This window comes from Pseudomonas sp. TMP9 (assembly GCF_037943105.1).
GTDB lineage: Bacteria > Pseudomonadota > Gammaproteobacteria > Pseudomonadales > Pseudomonadaceae > Aquipseudomonas.
Window position 1 is genome coordinate 1,982,681 of sequence record NZ_CP149803.1, and the last position, 20,532, is coordinate 2,003,212.

The 20,532-nt window shown below is 59.0% G+C and carries 22 protein-coding genes; 9 read left to right on the top strand and 13 right to left on the bottom strand.

The window, feature by feature from the left end; translation table 11 throughout:
* Positions 1-14: 14 nt before the first annotated feature.
* The 3 genes from WF513_RS09525 to aroC are packed head-to-tail and all read right to left on the bottom strand — an operon-like array spanning position 15 to position 2,900.
* The gene (locus tag WF513_RS09525; protein WP_339079145.1) at positions 15-563 is read right to left on the bottom strand and encodes an acireductone dioxygenase; all 549 of its coding nucleotides are present in this window, start codon (positions 561-563) and stop codon (positions 15-17) included.
* 20 nt (positions 564-583) lie between these two features.
* Positions 584-1,750, bottom strand: a complete 1,167-nt coding sequence (locus WF513_RS09530; protein WP_339083504.1) for an MFS transporter — start codon at positions 1,748-1,750, stop codon at positions 584-586.
* Between the two features lie 58 nt (positions 1,751-1,808).
* Positions 1,809-2,900: a chorismate synthase gene (gene aroC / locus WF513_RS09535; protein ID WP_339079146.1), complete on the bottom strand. Its 1,092-nt coding sequence runs from the start codon at positions 2,898-2,900 to the stop codon at positions 1,809-1,811.
* Positions 2,901-3,149: 249 nt separating this feature from the next.
* Between aroC and WF513_RS09540 the strand changes: the two genes are divergently transcribed.
* The 3 genes from WF513_RS09540 to WF513_RS09550 all read left to right on the top strand — a co-directional run bounded on the left by WF513_RS09540 (position 3,150) and on the right by WF513_RS09550 (position 8,755).
* Positions 3,150-4,040 (top strand): alpha/beta fold hydrolase, encoded by an 891-nt coding sequence (locus WF513_RS09540; RefSeq protein WP_339079147.1) that lies wholly within the window; start codon positions 3,150-3,152, stop codon positions 4,038-4,040.
* Between the two features lie 208 nt (positions 4,041-4,248).
* A complete protein-coding gene (locus WF513_RS09545) occupies positions 4,249-5,040 on the top strand; it encodes a hypothetical protein (RefSeq protein WP_339079148.1) in 792 nt (263 codons plus the stop codon).
* A 238-nt stretch (positions 5,041-5,278) separates the two neighbouring features.
* On the top strand, positions 5,279-8,755 hold the full coding sequence (locus WF513_RS09550; protein ID WP_339079149.1) for a PAS domain-containing hybrid sensor histidine kinase/response regulator: 3,477 nt from the start codon (positions 5,279-5,281) through the stop codon (positions 8,753-8,755).
* A gap of 6 nt (positions 8,756-8,761) precedes the next feature.
* On the opposite strand, the gene prmB is transcribed toward WF513_RS09550, so the two are convergent.
* Positions 8,762-9,688, bottom strand: a complete 927-nt coding sequence (gene prmB, locus WF513_RS09555) for a 50S ribosomal protein L3 N(5)-glutamine methyltransferase (RefSeq protein ID WP_339079150.1) — start codon at positions 9,686-9,688, stop codon at positions 8,762-8,764.
* 206 nt (positions 9,689-9,894) lie between these two features.
* On the opposite strand from prmB, the gene WF513_RS09560 reads away from it, so the two are divergent.
* The 4 genes from WF513_RS09560 to folE all read left to right on the top strand — a co-directional run bounded on the left by WF513_RS09560 (position 9,895) and on the right by folE (position 12,187).
* Positions 9,895-10,491: a cysteine hydrolase family protein gene (locus WF513_RS09560; protein WP_339079151.1), complete on the top strand. Its 597-nt coding sequence runs from the start codon at positions 9,895-9,897 to the stop codon at positions 10,489-10,491.
* Between the two features lie 125 nt (positions 10,492-10,616).
* Positions 10,617-10,937, top strand: coding sequence for an LPXTG cell wall anchor domain-containing protein (locus WF513_RS09565; protein WP_339079152.1), 321 nt, complete (start codon positions 10,617-10,619; stop codon positions 10,935-10,937).
* Between the two features lie 58 nt (positions 10,938-10,995).
* Positions 10,996-11,553, top strand: a complete 558-nt coding sequence (locus tag WF513_RS09570; RefSeq protein WP_339079153.1) for a Smr/MutS family protein — start codon at positions 10,996-10,998, stop codon at positions 11,551-11,553.
* 85 nt (positions 11,554-11,638) lie between these two features.
* Positions 11,639-12,187 carry a GTP cyclohydrolase I FolE gene (gene folE, locus WF513_RS09575; RefSeq protein ID WP_339079154.1) on the top strand — a complete coding sequence of 183 codons (549 nt, stop codon included), beginning with the start codon at positions 11,639-11,641 and terminating at the stop codon, positions 12,185-12,187.
* Between the two features lie 60 nt (positions 12,188-12,247).
* On the opposite strand, the gene WF513_RS09580 is transcribed toward folE, so the two are convergent.
* Positions 12,248-12,484: a DUF3820 family protein gene (locus tag WF513_RS09580; protein WP_339079155.1), complete on the bottom strand. Its 237-nt coding sequence runs from the start codon at positions 12,482-12,484 to the stop codon at positions 12,248-12,250.
* 135 nt (positions 12,485-12,619) lie between these two features.
* On the opposite strand from WF513_RS09580, the gene WF513_RS09585 reads away from it, so the two are divergent.
* The gene (locus WF513_RS09585) at positions 12,620-12,991 is read left to right on the top strand and encodes a glutaredoxin (RefSeq protein WP_339079156.1); all 372 of its coding nucleotides are present in this window, start codon (positions 12,620-12,622) and stop codon (positions 12,989-12,991) included.
* A gap of 39 nt (positions 12,992-13,030) precedes the next feature.
* On the opposite strand, the gene WF513_RS09590 is transcribed toward WF513_RS09585, so the two are convergent.
* The 6 genes from WF513_RS09590 to WF513_RS09615 form a co-directional block, all read right to left on the bottom strand.
* Positions 13,031-13,354: a copper-binding protein gene (locus WF513_RS09590; RefSeq protein WP_339079157.1), complete on the bottom strand. Its 324-nt coding sequence runs from the start codon at positions 13,352-13,354 to the stop codon at positions 13,031-13,033.
* Positions 13,355-13,381: 27 nt separating this feature from the next.
* Positions 13,382-13,882 (bottom strand): cupredoxin family protein, encoded by a 501-nt coding sequence (locus WF513_RS09595; RefSeq protein ID WP_339079158.1) that lies wholly within the window; start codon positions 13,880-13,882, stop codon positions 13,382-13,384.
* A 103-nt stretch (positions 13,883-13,985) separates the two neighbouring features.
* Entirely contained in the window at positions 13,986-15,398 is a 1,413-nt protein-coding gene (locus WF513_RS09600; RefSeq protein WP_339079159.1) for a copper oxidase, read from the bottom strand.
* 16 nt (positions 15,399-15,414) lie between these two features.
* The gene (locus WF513_RS09605; RefSeq protein ID WP_339079160.1) at positions 15,415-16,842 is read right to left on the bottom strand and encodes a TolC family protein; all 1,428 of its coding nucleotides are present in this window, start codon (positions 16,840-16,842) and stop codon (positions 15,415-15,417) included.
* Positions 16,829-17,143 (bottom strand): hypothetical protein, encoded by a 315-nt coding sequence (locus tag WF513_RS09610; RefSeq protein WP_339079161.1) that lies wholly within the window; start codon positions 17,141-17,143, stop codon positions 16,829-16,831. Before WF513_RS09610 ends, WF513_RS09605 begins: the two co-directional genes overlap by 14 nt.
* 122 nt (positions 17,144-17,265) lie before the next feature.
* Entirely contained in the window at positions 17,266-17,682 is a 417-nt protein-coding gene (locus WF513_RS09615; protein WP_339079162.1) for a hypothetical protein, read from the bottom strand.
* A 186-nt stretch (positions 17,683-17,868) separates the two neighbouring features.
* Here WF513_RS09615 and WF513_RS09620 point away from each other — a divergent pair, with 186 nt between their 5' ends.
* Entirely contained in the window at positions 17,869-18,306 is a 438-nt protein-coding gene (locus WF513_RS09620) for a hypothetical protein (RefSeq protein WP_339079163.1), read from the top strand.
* A gap of 78 nt (positions 18,307-18,384) precedes the next feature.
* Here WF513_RS09620 and WF513_RS09625 read toward each other — a convergent pair whose 3' ends face one another.
* Both WF513_RS09625 and WF513_RS09630 read right to left on the bottom strand, forming a co-directional pair.
* Positions 18,385-19,767, bottom strand: a complete 1,383-nt coding sequence (locus tag WF513_RS09625) for an ATP-binding protein (protein WP_339079164.1) — start codon at positions 19,765-19,767, stop codon at positions 18,385-18,387.
* Positions 19,764-20,441 carry a response regulator gene (locus WF513_RS09630; protein ID WP_339079165.1) on the bottom strand — a complete coding sequence of 226 codons (678 nt, stop codon included), beginning with the start codon at positions 20,439-20,441 and terminating at the stop codon, positions 19,764-19,766. The genes WF513_RS09625 and WF513_RS09630 overlap by 4 nt, the downstream gene beginning before the upstream one ends.
* Between the last annotated feature and the right edge of the window lie 91 nt (positions 20,442-20,532).

Here is a 20,532-nt window from a genome sequence, read left to right on the forward strand (position 1 = left end):
CAGCGTGGGCCTAATCAGCAATCATCCAGCCCCGTAAAAGACGCCGCAAAATCATCTGCAACACTGGTAAATGCTGGCACCTGCGGCGCGTCAAACAAACGCAACACGGCAACGCGTGGGTGTGCGCCAGCATCGAACCAGTGCGCAATACCCGCAGGCAGCAGCAGCAAATCATTCTTCTCGCATAACAGGCTGTAGACATAATCACCGCTGTGCAGCGCCAGCAGGCCACGGCCGGCCAGGTAATAATGCACCTGAGCCGGCTGGCAGGCTTGTTCTTGACGCAGGTCACGGGCCAGTTCGCTGCCCTCGCCGCGCTCATCGCACAGGCTGATAATCTCGACACTGGCATGGCCATACAACGCCTTCAACTGCTCAATCTGCACACCATTCGCGGTGATCAACTCAGCGCTGGCAGTACCGGCGATAACGGGCTGTTGCACCGGCACTTGGCTGAATTGCACGTTGATCGCGGCTAAGGTGCTGGCAATGTCTTCGACATGGCTCAGCAACTTGTTTGGATGCTCAGGCGAAGACTGGTGGTAAACGGTCAGGCAGCTCATCGGCAGGGCTCTCGTAAGGTCTATTTAAATAAGGACTGTGGCCGCTCATCACCCATGTAACGAGCGGTGATCGCCGCCGCTAACAGCGCAATCAAGCTGGCGATGGCAAAGGTCCAGGCCGCGCCGAGGCTGTGCCAGCTGTAGCCAGAATACAGTGCACCCATGGCCCCACCTACGCCCGCTAACGCCGCATAAAGCGCTTGGCCCTGGCCCTGCTGCCGGTCAGCAAAACTGCGCTGCACAAAATGCATGGCTGCGGCGTGGAAGGCACCAAAGGTTGCAGCGTGCATCAACTGGGCGAACAACAGCACGGGCAAATGGTCGGCCAAGTTACCCAGCAACAACCAGCGCAGCGCGGTAATCAAAAAACTCGCCAGCAGCACCGTGCGCAGTGAATAGCGGGCCAGCAAGCGGGCCATCAGCATAAACAGCACAATTTCCGCCAACACGCCCAGCGCCCATAACTGGCCGATCATCCCGCGCGAATAGCCCAGCGCCTCAAGGTGCAAACTGAGGAAGGTGTAATACGGGCCATTGCTCAGTTGCATCAAGCCGACGCTGAGGTAGAACGCCATAATCCCCGGCCGGCGCACTTGCTTTAAAAACCCGCCATGGTCCTCGGTATTAGGCCGCATGTGCGGCTGCGCATTGGGTACCCACCAACTGCTCAGCACGATGCCTGCCATGATCAGAATCAACGCCCAGGGGTAAGCGTCTAGGCTGAGAACCTCAAACAACTCACCCAGCCCCACCACTGCGACAATAAAACCGATGCTGCCCCATAGGCGGATTTGGCTATAGCGCTCAGCTTTGTCTTTGAGGTGGGCAAAGGTGATGACCTCAAACTGCGGCAGCACCGCGTGCCAGAAAAACGCGTGCAAGGCCATGATCAACGCCAGCCAGGCGTAACTCTGGCTGATAAAGATGCCGGCAAAACACAGCAGCGTGCACAGCGCACCAAAACGCACGATGGCCAGCCGCCTGCCGCTGTAATCACCCAACCAACCCCAGATATTTGGCGCGATACAGCGCATCAGCATGGGAATGGCGATCAACTCGCCAATGCGCGCCGCGGAAAAACCCAGGTGATCGAAATACAGCGCCAGAAACGGCGCCGTGGCGCCGAGCAGCGAGAAGTAGAAAAAGTAGAACCCGGAGAGACGCCAGTAAGGCAACCCCGGGGTCATGGCGTGCATAAACCTGGAGCCGAAACGTGAGGCCGTGCCAGTACACCCGCACGGCTGGTCACAGCTGCGGCAGTACCGGCGTGCTGACCTGCACATCAGCATTTTGCCCGCGGTGGCGCAGCAGGTGATCCATCAGCACGATGGCCATCATCGCTTCCGCAATAGGTGTCGCACGGATGCCCACGCACGGGTCGTGACGACCTTTGGTGATGATATCCACCGCGTTGCCATGCACATCAATGGAGCGGCCCGGCGTGGTGATGCTCGACGTTGGCTTAAGCGCCAAGTGAGCAACAATCGGCTGACCGCTGGAGAGGCCGCCGAGAATGCCGCCGGCGTTATTCGACAAAAAGCCCTCAGGCGTCATCTCATCGCGGTGCTCGGTGCCGCGCTGCGCCACGCAGGCAAACCCTGCACCGATTTCCACACCCTTAACGGCGTTGATGCTCATCAACGCGTGGGCCAGGTCAGCGTCTAAACGGTCAAATACCGGCTCGCCCAACCCCGGCATGACACCTTCAGCGACCACCGTAATCTTCGCTCCAACCGAGTCCTGATCACGGCGCAGTTGGTCCATATAGGCTTCCAGCTCCGGCACTTTGTCGGGGTCGGGGCAGAAAAATGCATTGTCTTCGACGCTGTCCCAGCTTTTGAACGGGATTTCGATCGGGCCGAGCTGGCTCATGTAGCCACGAATGACGATGCCTTGGGTGGCCAAGTACTTCTTGGCGATGGCGCCGGCCGCCACACGCATAGCGGTTTCGCGCGCCGAGCTGCGACCACCGCCACGGTAATCACGGATACCGTATTTGTGGTGATAGGTGTAATCGGCGTGGGCCGGGCGGAAGGAATCCTTGATCGCCGAGTAGTCCTTGGACTTCTGGTCGGTGTTGCGAATCAGCAGACCAATTGAGCAACCGGTGGTTTTGCCTTCGAACACCCCAGCGAGGATTTCCACCTCATCGTCTTCCTGGCGCTGCGTGGTGTGACGACTGGTGCCCGGCTTACGCCGATCAAGGTCACGCTGCAGGTCTTCAAGGCTGATTTCCAACCCCGGCGGGCAGCCATCAACAATAGCGACCAACGCCGGGCCATGGCTTTCGCCAGCGGTGGTGACAGTAAACAGCTTGCCGTAGGTATTGCCGGACATGTGCAAAACGCTCCGCGAAAATCAGCGCAGGGCCGCGCTAACCCGCGCCAAACCCCATTTAAGTAGTGGCGGCGAGTATACCCGTGGCGTTCGCACAGTTCATCCTCGAACCTTCAGCACGTATAAACGTCCAACAGTCCCCCTCTTTGGCAGATGTTTTCCATGTTGCGAGCGCTTCTAATGACTTTTTGCCTGCTCCCCACCCTGGCTCAAGCAGCGCCTCACTCACATAGCAGCGTGCAACAGTCGATGCGCCTGCAAACCGCCCAAGGCGTGCTGTACGGCACATTACTGAAACCCAATGTAACGACACCAATGCCTGTGGTTTTGCTGATTGCCGGCTCCGGCCCCACTGATCGCGACGGCAACAACCCCGAAGGCGGGCAAAACGATAGCCTCAAACGCTTAGCGCAAAGCCTGGCCAAACAGGGCATCGCCAGCCTGCGCTACGACAAACGCGGGGTCGCCGCCAGCCGCGCCGCCACACCGGATGAGCGCGACCTGAGTGTCGACCGCTATGTCAGCGACGCGGTGGCCTGGGCGCAATTGCTCAAGGCTGATCCTGCATTTAATCGGCTGATTCTGATTGGTCACAGCGAAGGCGCGCTGATTGCCAGCCTGGCAGCCAAACAGGCTCAGGCCGATGCGCTGGTATCGATTGCCGGCAGTTCGCGGCCGATTGACCAGCTGCTACGTGAACAACTGGCCGCGCGCCTGCCGCCGCCTTTGCTGGCGCACAGTAACCGGCTGCTTGATCGCCTGCTGGCTGGGCAGCTAAGCCCGCAGGTGCCCACACAATTGCAGGTGCTGTTTCGTCCCAGCGTGCAGCCTTACTTGATCTCGCTGCTGCAACAGGAACCCAGCAAGGCCTTTGCACAGTTAAAAATTCCCGCGCTGATCGTGCAAGGCAGCCACGACATTCAAGTTAGCGTCACCGATGCTCAGGCATTACAAGTGGCCAAGCCGGATGCCGAACTTGTGATCATCCCCGGCATGAACCATATGCTGCGCATCAGCGCGCTGGATTTACCGGCGCAACTGGCCAGCTATAACAACCCTCAACTACCGTTGGCATATGGCTTAAGCGAGCAGATCGTCACGTTTATCCAGCGCAGCGGCAAAATGCCAGCCTCCAGTTAGCGGGCCGGTGGCCGATAAGCGCAATGACAACAACAGAGGGTGCAAAGCCACTTTTTAGCGTATCGCCAGCAGAACACGACTAGAAAGCTGGATTTACCGGAGTAAATGCGCCTCCCCGCGCCGCACCCGATCTGCGTTTAGGCCACAGGGCCGACGCATAACAGACCCATAACAATTACCTTTACGTGCCGCAAACAGGATTGCCGTTATGCCTGATAGCCCCGCGCCACAAACCGAAACTGACGCCGCTACTCAGGCCGTCGTCGAACAAAGCCACCCTTGGGCTGAGCTTGCGCCTGAGCATTTCCGTTTATTACGCCTAGCGCCCTTGCCCACCGACCGCCACACCGGGGCACGGCCGCTGCGTTTTATCCAGTTCGGCCGCGTCGAGCGCCTGGGCAAGCATCACAGCTTGTTGCGCCTGACGTTACAGCTGCCCAACCAGTTGGTGCGCAAAGAGCAGAACATTCTTGAGGTGTGGGCCAATCACTCGCAGCGCCTGATCAGCTTCGGCCCTGAAACAGGCCTGCTGGTGCAACCCGAAAACCGTGGCCTAGGCCGCTTTATGTTGGCCCAAGGCATTGGCTGGGCGCGCCAGCACTTCGCCCACTATCAAGTGGAAACCACCGCCCTGGCGAGCAAAGATGCCTTCAGTGATGAAGCGCGTGCCCGCCGTGATCATTGCTTGCAGGCCCAAGGCCTGGTGGTTGAATACCTCGACCCACTGAATATCAAGGCCCAGTGCAGCGCGCCCCGGGTCAGCTCGCTGCACAGTGATTGGCACACTGAAAAAGTCCAGATCGTTGAATTACTCGACGCCGCCAACATGCTGCAGCAAGCGGATCAGAGCGTGCGCGAGTTTGAGGTTAAAGTGCGCAAACTCGAAAACCGCGTCGAGGTATTTAAACGCGAAGACGGCAGTTTACGCTTCACCATCGCCTGTTTAGTGGCTTTTTGCGTGTTTCAGGCCGGTCTATTGATCTGGATGGCTACCCGCTAATCGGCAAGGACTTGGACAATGTTTTGCCAATGCGGGATGCAAAACGCTTCAATTATGGCGTCATGCAGCCGCTCCCCTTGCGCGTTGAACGCGTGCGACCTTGGTCGCACCTGACGCCCCGCCACATTGCTGCGAGACTACTGGCAATTATTGGTCTTGGCGCTGACGCGTTAGGCTCTCGCAGCCACTGCGCCGGCCATTGGCCCAACAGCCCTGTTTGTTTGTTTTTGGAGTATGCATGACCCTGTCCAGCGGGCTGATCGCCGCCGTTGCGTTGATCTACATGGCCATCCTGTTCGCCATCGCCTTCTATGGTGACCGCCGTGCCACGCCGATGCCGCCCAAGGTAAGGGCTTGGGTGTATAGCCTGTCGCTGGCGGTGTACTGCACCAGCTGGACGTTTTTTGGCGCAGTTGGCCAAGCCGCCGAGCAGCTCTGGTCTTTTTTGCCGATCTACTTGGGGCCGATCATCATTTTGGTCTTCGCACCCTGGGTGCTGCAGAAGATGGTGATGATCAGCAAAAAGGAAAACATCACCTCAATCGCCGACTTTATTGCCGCACGCTATGGCAAATCCCAAGCGTTAGCGGTGGTCGTCGCGCTGGTTTGTTTGGTCGGCGTATTGCCCTATATCGCCCTGCAACTCAAGGGCATCGTGCTCGGCGTCAACCTGCTCAGTGGCGCGGGTGCAGGCGCTAATGGCCCCGGCGCGCAAGACACCGCGTTGATCGTGTCATTGGTCCTGGCCTTATTCACCATCTTGTTCGGCACCCGCAACTTGGATGTCACCGAACACCACCGCGGCATGGTGTTGGCGATTGCGTTTGAGTCACTGATCAAACTGCTGGCGTTTCTCGCCGTCGGCGTGTTTGTTACCTATGGCCTCTACAACGGCTTTGGCGATGTGTTCAGCCAGGCCCAAAGCAGCCCTGCGCTGGATAATTTTTGGGCGCAAACGGTGAACTGGCCGGCGATGATGACTCAGACCGGCCTGGCCATGATCGCCATCATCTGCTTGCCGCGTCAGTTTCACGTCACGGTGGTGGAAAACATCGAGCCTAAAGACCTCAACTTGGCGCGCTGGGTCTTCCCCGCCTACCTGATTTTGGCTGCATTGTTTGTGGTGCCGATTGCCTTGGCTGGGCAAATGCTGTTACCGGCCGGTGTGACCCCGGATTCATTCGTGATCAGCCTACCCCTGGCCGAAGCCCACCCTGCCTTAGCCCTGCTGGCGTTTATTGGCGGCGCTTCGGCGGCCACGGGCATGGTAATTGTCGCCTCAGTAGCGCTATCAACGATGATTTCCAATGACATGCTGCTGCCTTGGCTGCTGCGCCGGCAAACCACTGAGCGGCCCTTCGAAGCCTTCCGCCACTGGATGCTCACCGCGCGCCGAGTCAGCATCGTGGTGATTCTGCTGCTGGCCTACGTGTGTTATCGCTTGCTCGGCTCCAACGCCAGCTTAGCGACCATTGGCCAAGTCTCTTTCGCCGCCATCGGCCAGCTAGCCCCAGCCATGTTTGGCGCGCTGGTTTGGAAACAAGCTAACCGCCAAGGGGTATTTGCTGGCCTATTTTTGGGTGCGCTGATTTGGTTCTACACCCTGGTCATGCCGTTGATTGCCCGCAGCTTTGGCTGGCCAATAGACGTGTTGCCCGGCATCCAAACGCTGCTTTACGGGCCGCTGGGCTTTCAGGTCGATCCGCTGACCCGCGGTGTGGTGCTGTCGCTGGCCGGTAATTTTTTGCTGTTTGCCTCGGTGTCGTATTTTTCCCGCGCGCGAGTGGCCGAATACTGGCAAGCCGGGCGCTTTATTGGCCACGACTTAGGCAACAAACCGAGTAACCGCAGCATGCTCGCGGTGCAGGTTGGCGACCTGCTGCTGCTGGCTAACCGCTTTGTCGGTGAAGACCGTGCGCGGCAGAGTTTTATGCGCTTTGCCTATCGCCAGGGTAAAGGCTTTGACCCCAGCCAAACCGCCAACAGTGACTGGATCGCCCACACCGAACGTTTATTGGCCGGCGTGCTCGGCGCCTCTTCGACCCGCGCTGTGGTCAAGGCTGCCATCGAGGGCCGCGAGATGCAGGTCGAAGATGTGGTGCGCATCGTCGATGAAGCCTCAGAGGTGCTGCAGTTCAACCGCGCGCTGCTGCAAGGGGCCATCGAGAACATCACCCAGGGCATAAGCGTGGTCGATCAGTCGCTGCGCCTGGTGGCCTGGAACAACCGCTACATCGAACTGTTCAACTACCCCGAAGGCCAGGTGTATGTCGGCCGACCGGTGGCGGAGTTGATCCGCTTTAACGCCGAACGGGGCTTACTCGGTGCAGGCGATGTTGAGGAGCAGGTGAGCAAGCGCCTGTATTGGATGCGTCAAGGCACCGCGCACACCTCCGAGCGGTTGTTCCCTAATGGCCAGTTTATTGAACTGATTGGCAACCCGATGCCGGGTGGCGGTTTTGTCATGAGTTTTACTGATATCACCGCGTTCCGCGAAGCGGAGCACGCCCTCAAGGATGCCAACGAAGGCCTGGAGCAACGGGTCAGCGAACGCACCCATGAGTTGTCCCAACTGAACCAGGCGCTGACTGAGGCCAAGGGCGTGGCCGAAGCCGCCAACCAATCGAAGACTCGCTTTCTTACCGCCGTCAGCCATGACCTGATGCAACCGTTAAACGCTGCGCGGTTGTTCTCTGCCGCCCTGTCCCATCAAGATGAAGCCCTGCCGAAGGACACACGCGAACTGGTTCGCCACCTGGACAGCTCATTGCGTTCGGCTGAAGACCTGATCAGTGACTTGCTGGACATCTCGCGCCTAGAAAATGGTCGCATCACCCCGGACCGCCACGGGTTTGTGCTGAACAACCTGCTCGACACCCTAGGCGCGGAGTTCACGGTACTGGCCGCCGAACAAGGCGTAGATTTCCGTTTACGCGGCAGTCATCTGCGCGTCGACAGTGACATCAAGCTGCTACGACGTATCTTGCAGAACTTCCTGACCAATGCCTTTCGTTATGCCAAGGGTCGTGTGGTGTTGGGGGTGCGCCGTCAAGGCCTGCACCTGCGACTGGAGGTTTGGGACCGTGGCCCGGGTATACCGGACGACAAACGCAAGGTTATTTTCGAAGAATTTAAACGCCTCGACAGCCACCAAACCCGCGCCGAAAAAGGCTTGGGCCTGGGCCTGGCGATTGCAGATGGGCTGTGCCGGGTACTTGAACACAGCTTGCAGGTGCGCTCCTGGCCAGGTAAGGGCAGCGTGTTCAGCGTCACGGTGCCACTGGCGCAACATGCCGAGGTAGCCACGCCTATCGCCCAAGTGGACCACCACGGCCAACCGCTAGGCGGGATTCAAGTGCTCTGCGTGGATAACGAAGACAGCATCCTCACGGGCATGCACAGCCTGTTGTCACGTTGGGGCTGCCAAGTGTGGACGGCACGTAACCGCTTAGAGTGCGAACACTTGCTCAGCGAAGACGTACGGCCACAACTGGCACTGGTGGACTATCACTTGGATGACGGCGAAACCGGCACCGAGTTAATGGCTTGGCTGCGCACGCGCTTGGGTGAGCCTCTCCCTGGCGTGGTGATCAGCGCCGACGGCCGCCCCGAGCTGATTGCTCAGGTGCATGCTGCCGGCCTTGATTACCTGAGCAAGCCGATTAAACCGGCGGCGTTACGCGCCCTGCTTAGCCGTCACCTGAGCTTGCGTTAAGCGGTCTCAGAGGCGCTGGCGAAACAAGGTTTGATGCGCGCGGCACTGCTCGGCGGCCAATAGGAACACGCCATGGCCGCCGCGCTGAAATTCCAGCCAGGTGAAATCGACTTCCGGGTACAACGCTTCGACATGCACTTGGCTGTTACCGACCTCAACAATCAGTACACCTTTCTCCGTCAGGTGGTCGGCCGCCTCCGCCAGCATTCGTCGCACCAGGTCCAAGCCATCCTCACCGCAGGCCAGACCCAACTCCGGTTCGTGCTGGTACTCGGCCGGCATGTCAGCGAAATCCTCGGCGTCGACATACGGCGGGTTAGACACGATTAAGTCAAAGCGCTGCCCCGGCAACCCGGCAAAGCCATCGCCCTGCACGGTGTAAACGCGCTCATCTAAACCATGGCGCTCGATATTTTGATTAGCCACCTCAAGCGCCTCATAAGACAGGTCACCCAGCACCACCTCGGCCTCCGGGAACTCATAAGCGCAGGCAATACCGATGCAGCCCGAGCCGGTGCACAGGTCAAGTATGCGCGCAGGCTGCATGGCCAGCCACGGCGCAAAGTGCTGCTCAATCAGCTCGCTAATCGGTGAGCGCGGAACCAGCACGCGCTCATCGACGATAAACGACAGGCCGCAAAACCACGCTTCACCCAAGAGGTAGGCGGTGGGCACCCGCTCGTCAATTCGCCGGGCAAGCAAGCCGTGCACGTGCGCATGCTCGTCGTCTTCTAAGCGGCAATCGAGGTAGCTGTCGGCAATTTCATACGGCAGGTGCAGGGCACCCAGCACCAACTGGCGCGCTTCGTCCCAGGCATTGTCAGTGCCGTGGCCAAAGAACAGTTCCTCGCCATGAAACCGACTGACTGCCCAGCGAATATAGTCACGCACGGTGCGCAGGCGAGTGGGGTAAGTGTGTGTAACGTCGGTCACGGTAGCTCTCCGCAGAAAAAAGTTCGTCATTCTAACAGCCTGTCCGACGCGCTCGCGCTCAGGCAGGGCCAACCTGCGGTTAATCACCAGCCTTAGTGACGCCGACTGTCGAGGTCACACGAAAGAACATCGCCCACAGCGGTTCACAGCAGCGCAGTACAAGCGGACAATGGCCGTATTGCCCATGCCAGCTTGGAGTCCCTGCCATGACCACCGCGCAAACATTATTTGCCCTGACCGGCCGTGGCCACGCCCCCGCCAGCTTGAGCACCTCGACCTTGCTGATCATCGATGCGCAAGAGGAATACCGCAGCGGCGTGTTACGCCTGCCGGGGCTGGACGCCGCACTGGAGGAAATCACCCAACTGCTGGCCACCGCGCGCCAACTGGGCAGCGCCATCGTCCATGTCAAACACTTGGGCATCCCCGACGGCCTGCTCGACCCACGCGGCCCACGCGGCAGGCATCTGCCTGAAGCGGCGCCACTGCCGGGGGAAATCATCGTCGAAAAACGCATGCCCAACGCCTTTAATGGCACCGACCTGCACGAGCGCTTGCAGTCCTTGGGGCACTTAGACCTGATCGTCTGCGGCTTTATGACCCATTCGAGCATCAGCACCACCGTGCGCGCCACCAAGGATTATGGTTACCGCTGCACCGTGGTCGATGCCGCTTGCGCCACCCGCGACCTGCCAACCCTAGATGGCCACGTGATCAGCGCCGCCGATATGCACCGCGCGGAAATGATCGCGTTGGCTGACAACTTTGCCGCAGTGGTTGCACGCGCTGCCGCGTTGACCTAACGGCGCCTGCAACGTCTTAACGGTTGGCAACCCGGGCTCACGTTGGCCACTTTAGTTGAACCCCAGCCGCACACACCGGTCATACCGCCGATAGCCACCGAGGAATTTGGCATGAGGAATTCGGCATGAAGCTCTCCGACGGGTTTGACGCGCGCCGCTTGCGCCCACGCAATGCCAGCACCGGGCGCTTACGCCTGGGGGCTGGGCTGGCAGCGCTGTTGGCCACACTCGGCGTGCTGCTGAGCATGGCTGGCATGGCGACCCTGCTTGGCCGCCCGGCCGGGCTTAGCCCACTCAACGAATCACCCACCACTGCCGGCGTATTTATAATCATCGGCCTGGTGTTGCTGAGCACCGGCGTGCTGCTTTGGCGTCGCTGCCGACGCCGCTCACGTCTCTCCAGCGACCTAAGCATGGCGCCGCACCTGATGAAAAAGCGCGACTGATCCGCCCCGCACGAAGGCCGCTAGGTTGGTTACACTAGCGCCTCTAGCGGAGGCCTCAATGCAAGACGACGACATTTCCCTGTTTAAAGCCCAGTTGCAAGGCGTTAAACCGATCAAGCACGACCGTGCAGACACCGGTAAGGCAAAACCTAACCGCGCCCAACTGGCCACCTTGCGTCAGGCCGCCACTGCGCGGGTTGACAGCATCAAAGTCGATGGCCTGTCTGATCAATTCGTTATTGATGTGGGCGCCGAAGACCCCCTGTACTGGGCCGCTAATGGTGTGCAAGAAGGCCAGATGCGCAAACTTAAACTGGGGCAAATCAGCTTTGAGGGCAGCCTCGACCTGCATGGCATGAACGTGGAGAAAGCCCGCGATACCCTGTGGGAATTTATCGCCGAGGCCAACAAGCTAGAGGTGCGCTGCGCGCGCATCACCCATGGCAAAGCGGTGCGCATGGATGGCCGCAAACCGATGATCAAAAGCCATGTCAACACCTGGCTGCGTCAGCATCCACAAGTACTCGGCTTTACCTCATGCCTGGCCAAACACGGCGGCACCGGCGCGGTTTACGTGCTGCTCAAGCGCACCATGATGGATGGCCGCGACGAATAAGTAGCTGCACCCGGGGCTGGCGTACTTGCCAGTCCTGCCTCTGCGCCCTACCCTGCGCGCTCTGCAAAGACCCACGAGGGTGTCCATGTCACTCGAAAAAAATTACACCTCGATCCTTGCCAAGCTCGGTGAAGACGTTTCCCGCGAAGGCCTGCTCGACACCCCCAAGCGCGCCGCCAAGGCCATGCAGTACCTGTGTAAGGGCTACCAGCAAACGCTTGAGGACGTCACTAACAATGCGCTGTTCAGTTCTGATGCCAGCGAAATGGTGCTGGTGAAAAACATTGAGTTGTATTCACTGTGCGAGCATCACCTGTTGCCCTTTATCGGCAAGGCCCACGTCGCCTATATCCCCAACGGCAAAGTGCTCGGCCTGTCCAAAGTCGCGCGCATCGTTGATATGTATGCGCGCCGCCTGCAGATTCAGGAAGGCCTTAGCCGGCAGATTGCGCAAGCCGTCCAGCAGGTCACCGGCGCACTCGGCGTCGCCGTGGTGATTGAGGCCCAACACATGTGCATGATGATGCGCGGCGTGGAGAAGCAGAACTCCTCCATGGTGACCTCGGTGATGCTCGGCGAGTTTCGTGAGAATGCGGCCACACGTAGCGAGTTACTTAGTCTGGTGAATAACTAAGCAACGTTTACGAAAAAAGAAACCGGCCTGGCGCCGGTTTTTTATTGCCGGCAAAACATTCTATTGACCCTTGAACGGCACCCGCGGTTTAGTCCGCAGCGGGTCGAGCAGGCCGGACAAACCGTTATGGTCAATCTCCTGCATCAGCGCCAGCAGCCGGCCAATTTCACTGTCAGGAAAGCCCTCGCGGGCGAACCAATTAAGGTAATTACCCGGTAAATCGGCCAATAAGCGGCCTTTGTGTTTGCCGAAGGGCATCTCGCGGGTGACCAGCAACAGCAGGTCTTCGGGTTTCATCGCACACTCACCGAGGTTGAGCAATCAGGCGCGGAGTATGCCGTTGAGCGCAGACCCAGACCAGCACCGACGCCAAGGTGAAAAAACTCGGGTAAGCTGCGCTCCCGTATTTATCGTCCCAAGGGTTGCTTCAGCATGATTATCAAAGCACTGCGCATCGGCCTCGGCCAGTTGATTATCTTCCTCGACTGGATCAGCCGTCCGGCCAAGCTCAAACGTACACCCGAGGCACAAGCTGCCGTTGAGCAGAGCGCCAGCAACCTGGCGCTGTATCAATTCCATGCTTGCCCGTTCTGTGTAAAAACCCGCCGCGCGCTGCACGCACTCAATGTGCCAGTGACCCTGCGCGACGCGAAGAACGACGCCCAAGCACGCAGTGATTTGGAGCAGCAAGGCGGCAAGATTAAAGTGCCGTGCCTGCGCATCGAAGAAAACGGTCAGAGCACCTGGCTGTATGAGTCCAAGGCGATCATTGCCTACCTCAACGAGCGTTTCGCTGCAGCCTGATTAAGTAATCGGGGCCGCATAACGGCTCCGATTAATCCGCTAAGGCTGCACGGCCTGCAATTCGCTTGCGACAAACTGACTACCCTGCTGTTGCGCAACAAATTGCACCTTGTCACCCACGTTTAGCCCCTCGAGCTCAGCGGCATCCTGCACGCTAAACACCATGGTCATCGGCGGCATGCCCAAGTTGGCTAACGGGCCATGGCGCAGGGTGATCTTCTGGTTAGCTGTATCGATTTTACGCACCTCGGCCTGGCTCATGGCCACAGTACTGCTTGGTGCTGTTTCAGCTGCGTGAACAGTGGTGAAGGCTGCAGCGCTCAACATACCGACCATAGCGATCGCATTTAATAGCTTTTTCATTTTGCTTCCTCTCGATTGGGTAAAACGTTATTCAGCCTGCACGCGAATTTTACCGACCATGCCGGCTTGGTAATGCCCGGCAATCAGGCAGGCGAAATCAAATTCGCCAGCCTGATTAAAGGTCCAGATAATCTCCCCGCCCTGCCCCGGCCCAACGTGGGCCATATACGGCTCGTCGTGTTGCATACCGGGGAACTTGGCCATCATGGCCGCGTGCGCATCCAACTCCTTTCGGGTACCGAGCACGAACTCATGCATCATCTTGCCTTGGTTGCGGTGTATAAAACGGATGGTTTCGCCTTGTTTAATCTCCAGCTGATCAGGACTGAAACGCATCTGGTCGCTCATGCTGATCTCGATGGTGCGGCTGATCTGTTCACGATCCCCGGCAATACCCCAGGGCTTCTGCTCTTTGATTACGGCCACGCTGTGCAGCGCGGCGTGTTGCTCACTGTGGGCCAGCGCTGGACCGCTAAGCATCAGGCCAAACCAGAGCAGGGCTATTGGTAAAGCATGTATCTGTTTCATTGATCCATCTCCTCAAATTCAATAACGCCCAAAGGAGGGACTTTAGCCGCAACGACACACACGACGTTCGTGACTAAAGCCTCTCCAAAAAAGACATTTCTTATCAATGACCGTTATGCCCGCCAGGCTTTCGTACCTGCACTTCGACCGGCTCAGTAATCGGTTGCTTAAGCAGCATCGACTGCCCGCCTGCCTCGTTTGAGCGCGCCGGTTTAGCCAGCTCACCCGTCCATTCGTGGGCCACCGTGCCCGCCGGATGTTGGAACCAGCCAGGGTTGCGGTAATCGCCTGCCGGCTGGTCCTTACGCACCTTGAGCACGGTAAACATGCCGCCCATTTCCACCGAGCCAAAGGGACCGTCGCCGGTCATCATCGGCGCGGTATTGGCCGGCAACGGCATCTGCATTTCTGCCATGTCTGCCATGCCGCGCTCGCCCATCACCATGTAATCCGGGATGATTTTGGCGATCTTACGGGTCATGTCGCGGTGATCGACGCCCACCAGCGTCGGCACGTCATGGCCCATGGCATTCATGGTGTGGTGGCTCTTGTGGCAATGGAACGCCCAATCGCCTTCCTCGTCGGCAAGAAACTCGACTTGACGCATTTGCCCCACCGCGATGTCGGTGGTGACCTCCGGCCAACGCGAACCCACAGGTGTCGGCCCACCATCGGTGCCGGTCACCTCAAACTCGTGGCCATGCAGGTGGATGGGGTGGTTGGTCATGGTCAGGTTGCCGACGCGAATACGCACCTTGTCGTTATGCCGCACCACCAACGGGTCAATACCGGGGAAAATGCGGCTGTTGAAGGTCCACAGGTTGAAATCAAGCATGGTCATAATCTTCGGCGTGTACGCCCCCGGCTCGATGTCATAGGCGTTAAGCAGGAAGCAAAAATCACGATCCACTTCGCTGATTAGCGGGTGATGGGCCTTGGGATGGGTGATCCAAAAGCCCATCATGCCCATGGCCATCTGCGTCATTTCGTCGGCATGGGGGTGGTACATAAAGGTGCCGGGGCGGCGTGCCTCGAACTCATAGACAAAGGTTTTGCCCACCGGAATCGCTGGCTGGGTCAGGCCCGTGACGCCGTCCATGCCATTTGGCAAGCGTTGGCCGTGCCAGTGAATGCTGGTGTGCTCGGGCAGCTTGTTGGTAACGAAAATGCGCACCCGGTCGCCCTCCACCACCTCGATGGTCGGCCCCGGTGACTGGCCGTTGTAGCCCCACAGATGGGCCTTATAACCAGGCGCCAGCTCGCGCACCACGGGCTCGGCAACCAAGTGGAACTCCTTGACGCCATTGTTCATGCGCCACGGCAGTGTCCAGCCGTTTAGCGTGACCACCGGGTTATAGGGGCGACCGTTTTGCGGCTGCAACGGCGGCATGGTGTCCGCGCTGCTTTGCGACACAGCCTCGGGAATGCCGGCCAGCGATACCCGGCTAACGGCAGAGGTGGCGACAGCAGCGGTAATAGCGCTGGCACCCAAGAAAAAATCACGTCGTGAAACCATGGCTAAGTGTCCTTGATCAGTGCCCAGCGGGCTCTTCGCTAACGGTGGTGGTCGCCATACTGGCTGACAGGCTTGGTGCCCCCAGGCGAGCCATATCCAAATCGGCCTTGGCTATCCAGAAGTCACGCTGCGCTTGCAGGTAACCGTCCACCGCGAGAATTTGCTTGCGCGCATCGGCCAGCAAATCAAAGGTGCTGATAAACATGCCGTTGTATTGCAGGACGTTCTCCTCGGCGATGCGCGCCCGCAGCGGTATCACCTCATCGCGGTAATGCCGCGCGATGTCATGGGCCGCGCGATAGCCCAAATAGGCCTCGCGCACCTGTGAGCGGGCATTGACCGCCGTGGCAGCCGCGCGATTGAGCATCTGCCGGTACTGCGCCTCGGCTTTGGCCACCTTGGCCCCGCTCCAGTCGAACAACGGCAACTCGACGCTGATCTCATAACCGCGCTGGGTCGGCTCCTCGTTGGAGCGGTTGTTGACTACACCCAGCTCCAGCACGTTGATAAAGCGCGTGGTTTTACTCAAACCCAGATTGCTGGCCAGGCGCTCAGCATCCAGGCGTACGGCCTGAATATCCAGACGCTGCTGCATCGCCAGCCGCTCAATATCCGGCAACTGCTCGGCCATAGCCGGCAACTTGGGCAGACGCTCAGGCAGGCGATAATCGATCTGCTCGCCCCACAATCCCAGTAACCGCGTCAGTTGCTCACGCGCCTGCACCCGCGCTTGTTCAGCGCGAATCAGGTTCAAGCCGGCATCAGCGTAAAAGCTCTGCTCCTGCGCCTGCTGCAGCAGGCTGTAGTTGCCAACTGCGGCCAAGCGCCGTGCCAGTTCAGCACCGGCCTCGGCGGAGTCCATCACTTGGCGCATAAAGCCCAAACTTTCCTGCGCCGCTACGGCGCCATACCAGGCTTTACGCGTCTGTGTAGCCAATTCAAACAGGGCTAGGTTGGTTTGCCGTTGCACCTGCTCGAAACGCTTGGCCTCCATGCCGGAGGTCAGCGGCATGGCAATCAGGCGCGCCAGGTTGATATGCAGGCCGCGTTCATATTCCACCTCGGTGCCTTTCTCCAGCCGGCCGAAGGAAAAACCAGGGTTAGGGAGTCGCCCCGCCTGCACCCGTTCGGCCTCGCTGATGCCCAGCTCGTCGAAACTCGCCTGCAAACTGCGGTTATTCAGCAAGGCCACCTGCACGGCGGCCTCTACCGTCAGCGGCTGCGCCAACAACTCAGCGACGCGTTCGGCCAGCTGGCTACGTTGCTCTGGGGTTTTCGCCCACACCACCTGTTTATCCAGTTGCGCTCCAGCCTGTTCCACTGCCGTGAAGCCGCCATCCGGGGTAAAGCTGGCGCAACCGCCGAGCAGCGCAAGCAGTGCAAAGAGCACGCCGCCCTTGGCGCGTGAGAAGAGCGTCATAGGTCGCGCCTCAATGATGGTCATGTGGGTTATCCCCCATCGGCATTGCAGAGGGCGCAGGCGCACTGTCGACCGGTTGCTCCCAGGGCTCCATGGCATAGGTGCGCCAGCCACCGATGCGACCCACCAAGTCATTAGCCTCGCGCCAGTTTTGCAGCGGTTGCTCGCGAAAACCTTGGTAGGTTTTGAGCGGCGATTGATAGTCCAGGGCCGTGGTGGCAGCCGCGCTGTCGAGCGGATCAGGCAATTCAGCCCAAGCGCTGATGGGAAGTAGCAACACCAGACAGGCTAGCGCCTGCTGACGGGCAAAAAGAGAACACTTCATCGAAACATCTCGCATGCAGCGGCGCTACCTGCGTATGACAGGCGAGCGACCGCTATGAGCTAAATACGCGGAGTACGCAGAACGGCTTTTATTAAGGCCGACACGTCAACGCATGGTTTGGCTTAGGCGAGAAACAGGCGGGGGGGTCTTTCCGGGGTTTCGGCGATAAAACCGACAAATTGATGCAGACGTGCCATCGAGGGCTCAATGGCGTGTAACGGGGAAGCACTGCTGATCAACGAACTGAGGGTTACTGCACCGACGCAGAACGCGCAGAGGCTGCACAGGCTGTTATCTGCGGTGGGCGCACCCGTATCCGAACTGTCGGCGTTACTGGCGTGATGGACAGCTCGATCGGCACCGGCAGGCGCGGACATAAGCATGGCGCCCGGATGATGCGCGGCCATTTGCGCACCAACCTGGGCCGCCGAACCACTGGACTGCGTAACTGCGCATAACTGCATGCTGATAGCCGCCATGCTCTGCGCCGGGAGGGCGAGCATTAGCATCCAGATCAGGGCAATTTTCAGTGAGCGCATAACAACCAAAAGGTCTGCAAGCAGTTGGGTAAGCGATTATGCACCGATAAAGCCATTTGTACACCGCAGCCAATCGTCAAAATAGCGCCTAATAGAAACTGCTGGCAGCCATTAAAGCCCACTCAAGCTGGCGGCTAGAGCCTAAGCCCATGGGCAAAAGCCCGCTGAGATGGCTATGATCGCCCCATGACTAATCCGCCCCTTATCCGCCAACCCTGCCCTCCCGGCGCCTGCGACTGCGGGCGTGAGCAGCTGTTAGACAAAGCCGGTAGCAGCACCTGTAACGACGCCCGTTGCGACGCTCGTGGCGACGCCCGTATCCTCTTACTCACTCGCGCCGAAGAGAAGCGCCTGCTAGAACGATTGGAAAACCTTGAAAGCTTGGCTGATCTAGAGAACATGCAGCAACGCATCCATCAACAGCTGGGCGTAAGCATTACCGTCGCACCTGGCCTAACTGAAGTGCGCAGCATGCGCGGCATCGGTATCCAGATTGAAATGCAGCCTGGGCTTTGCCGTAAAACTCGCCAAGCCATCCCCAAGGCCATCCGCCGCGCTCTGGAAAAACGCCCGGAAATCGCCTATAGCCTGCTCAATGCCAACGACCTGTTCCGGGATATGTGAGGCCTTACCAACGCTGACCGCTCCCACCTTGCTTAATCGGCGCGGCCTCAGAGACTCTGGTTACTGAAGGCCGGTGCCTCAATCACTTAAACGCACCTTGAAGCACGCACCGCCCAGCGCTGAATCTTCCAGCAGCAGTTCCCCGCCATAGCTGTCGAGGATGTCTTTAACCACTGCGGTGCCGATGCCCTGCCCTGGATGCTGAGCGTCCAGGCGTTCACCACGGCGCAGGATGCGTTCGCGTTGGTCGGCGGGTACGCCGGGACCGTCGTCCTCTACGCGCAGCTCGAGCAGGCGGCCTTGACGGATGACACTGACGCGAATTTGCCTCAGGCACAGCCGGTAAGCGTTTTCAAGCAAATTACCGAGCAGCTCCAGCAGCGCGCCGCGCTCCATTGGCAGGTGCTGCTCAAGGGCAAAATCGCGCAGCACGTCTACCTCTTTGTCGCGATAGACCTTATCCAGCGCATTGCAGAGCATGTCGAGCACCTCGTTTAAGCCAACGCTGTGGCGCACCAGGCCGCTTTTACGCAGGCTGGCGCGCTGCAGTTGATAGCTGATCTGTTGGCTCATGCGCTCAACTTGCTGTTGCAGCACCTGAGAGTGCTCGCCGCTTTGCGCCTGGGTGGCAATCACTTCAGCGACGCTTTGCAACACGCTCAGCGGAGTTTTTAGGCTATGCGCCAGATCGTCGAGGGAATGCCGATAACGCTCGCGCTGCTGGCGCTCGCTTTCCAACAGGCGGTTGAGCGAGCCGGTCAGGCGCAGCAGTTCGCTGGGGTGTTGCTCGCTGAGGCTGGCGCGGGTGCCTGCCTCTACTTGATCGAGTTCGGCACTCAGGCCGCGCAAACTACGAAAACCCCACGTCAGGCCGAACCAGAGCAAACCGAGCAGCACCAGCAGGGTTACGCCCAACCACAGGTAGAGCTGCTGCATAAAGCCTTGATACATGGCTTGGTAATCGCTGGCTGGCTGCATGATGACAACACTGAAGGCCACATTCTGCCCGCGCAGTCGTTGGCTTTCGATCTCGTAAACGAAAAATTCGTTGCCACCGCCATCAACGATGCGCGCAAACCCTTGACCGAGTCCGTCGAACTGCGGACGGTAATCGATGCTCTCGTCCAGCGAAGAACGGGACTGCCACACCAGCACGCCGTTACGGCCATAGATAAACCCCAACAGCTTAGCGGTAAGGGTATTGAGCTTTTCATCTGGCAGGTCGGCAGGCATGAGCAACTGACCCTGCTCGACACGCGCAACCGAGATCAGCGCGGCGGCTTCCGATGCCAAGCGTTTCTCCACAGATTTCTCAAGGGCGATGAGAAAGGCACCGCGCACAGCAGCCAGCAGCGCCACCATAAACAGCACCGCTAATACGGCAGTAAAAAACATCAGGCGCCAACGCAGTGACGTGCGGCGAAGGGTTTTGGCCCGCGTGGCACCTTGAATGGCGCTCATCGGCAGCGCTCGGTAAACAAATAGCCTTGGCCGCGCACGGTTTCAATCGGTTTGAAATCCAGTTGCGCTTCAAGCTTGCGGCGCAGTCGCCCCACCAACACTTCAATCACATTGGGGTCGCGCTCTTCGTCATCTGGGTAGAGCTGTTCGCTCAGCCGTTCTTTGGCCACGACCTGCTGTTGATGGCGCATAAGGTATTCCAATATGCGGTATTCAAAAGCCGTCAACGCCAGAGGCTGACCTTCTATTAATGCTTGTTTGCGATTCAGGTCGAGCACCAGCGGGCCAGCAGCAATGCTGGCCTGGGTAAAGCCAGAAGCGCGGCGCAGCAACGCATTAAGACGTGCCTCTAACTCTTCAAATTGGAAGGGCTTAACCAGGTAATCATCGGCACCGGCAGCCAGGCCTTCGACCTTGTCTTGCCAGTTACCGCGGGCGGTCAGAATCAGGATGGGAAAGCGTTTATCTTGGCTACGCAGTTGGCGAATCAGATCAAGGCCACTCATGCCGGGCAGGCCAAGATCAACCACGGCCAGGTCATGGTTGTATTGCGCGGCGCGGTACAACGCCTCTTCCGCCGTGGCAACAGCATCAATGACATGGCCTTGCTCACCAAGCCGGCTTGAAAGGTGGTGCCGCAACAGCGCTTCATCTTCCACAACCAGCAATTTCATCGTGCGTCTCCAGTCATACAACGGCCGGGCCAGCCCGGTCGAATTTTGGCACCCGTTTTCAGACAAGTAGGTGCCCGCAACGTTTGGCTCG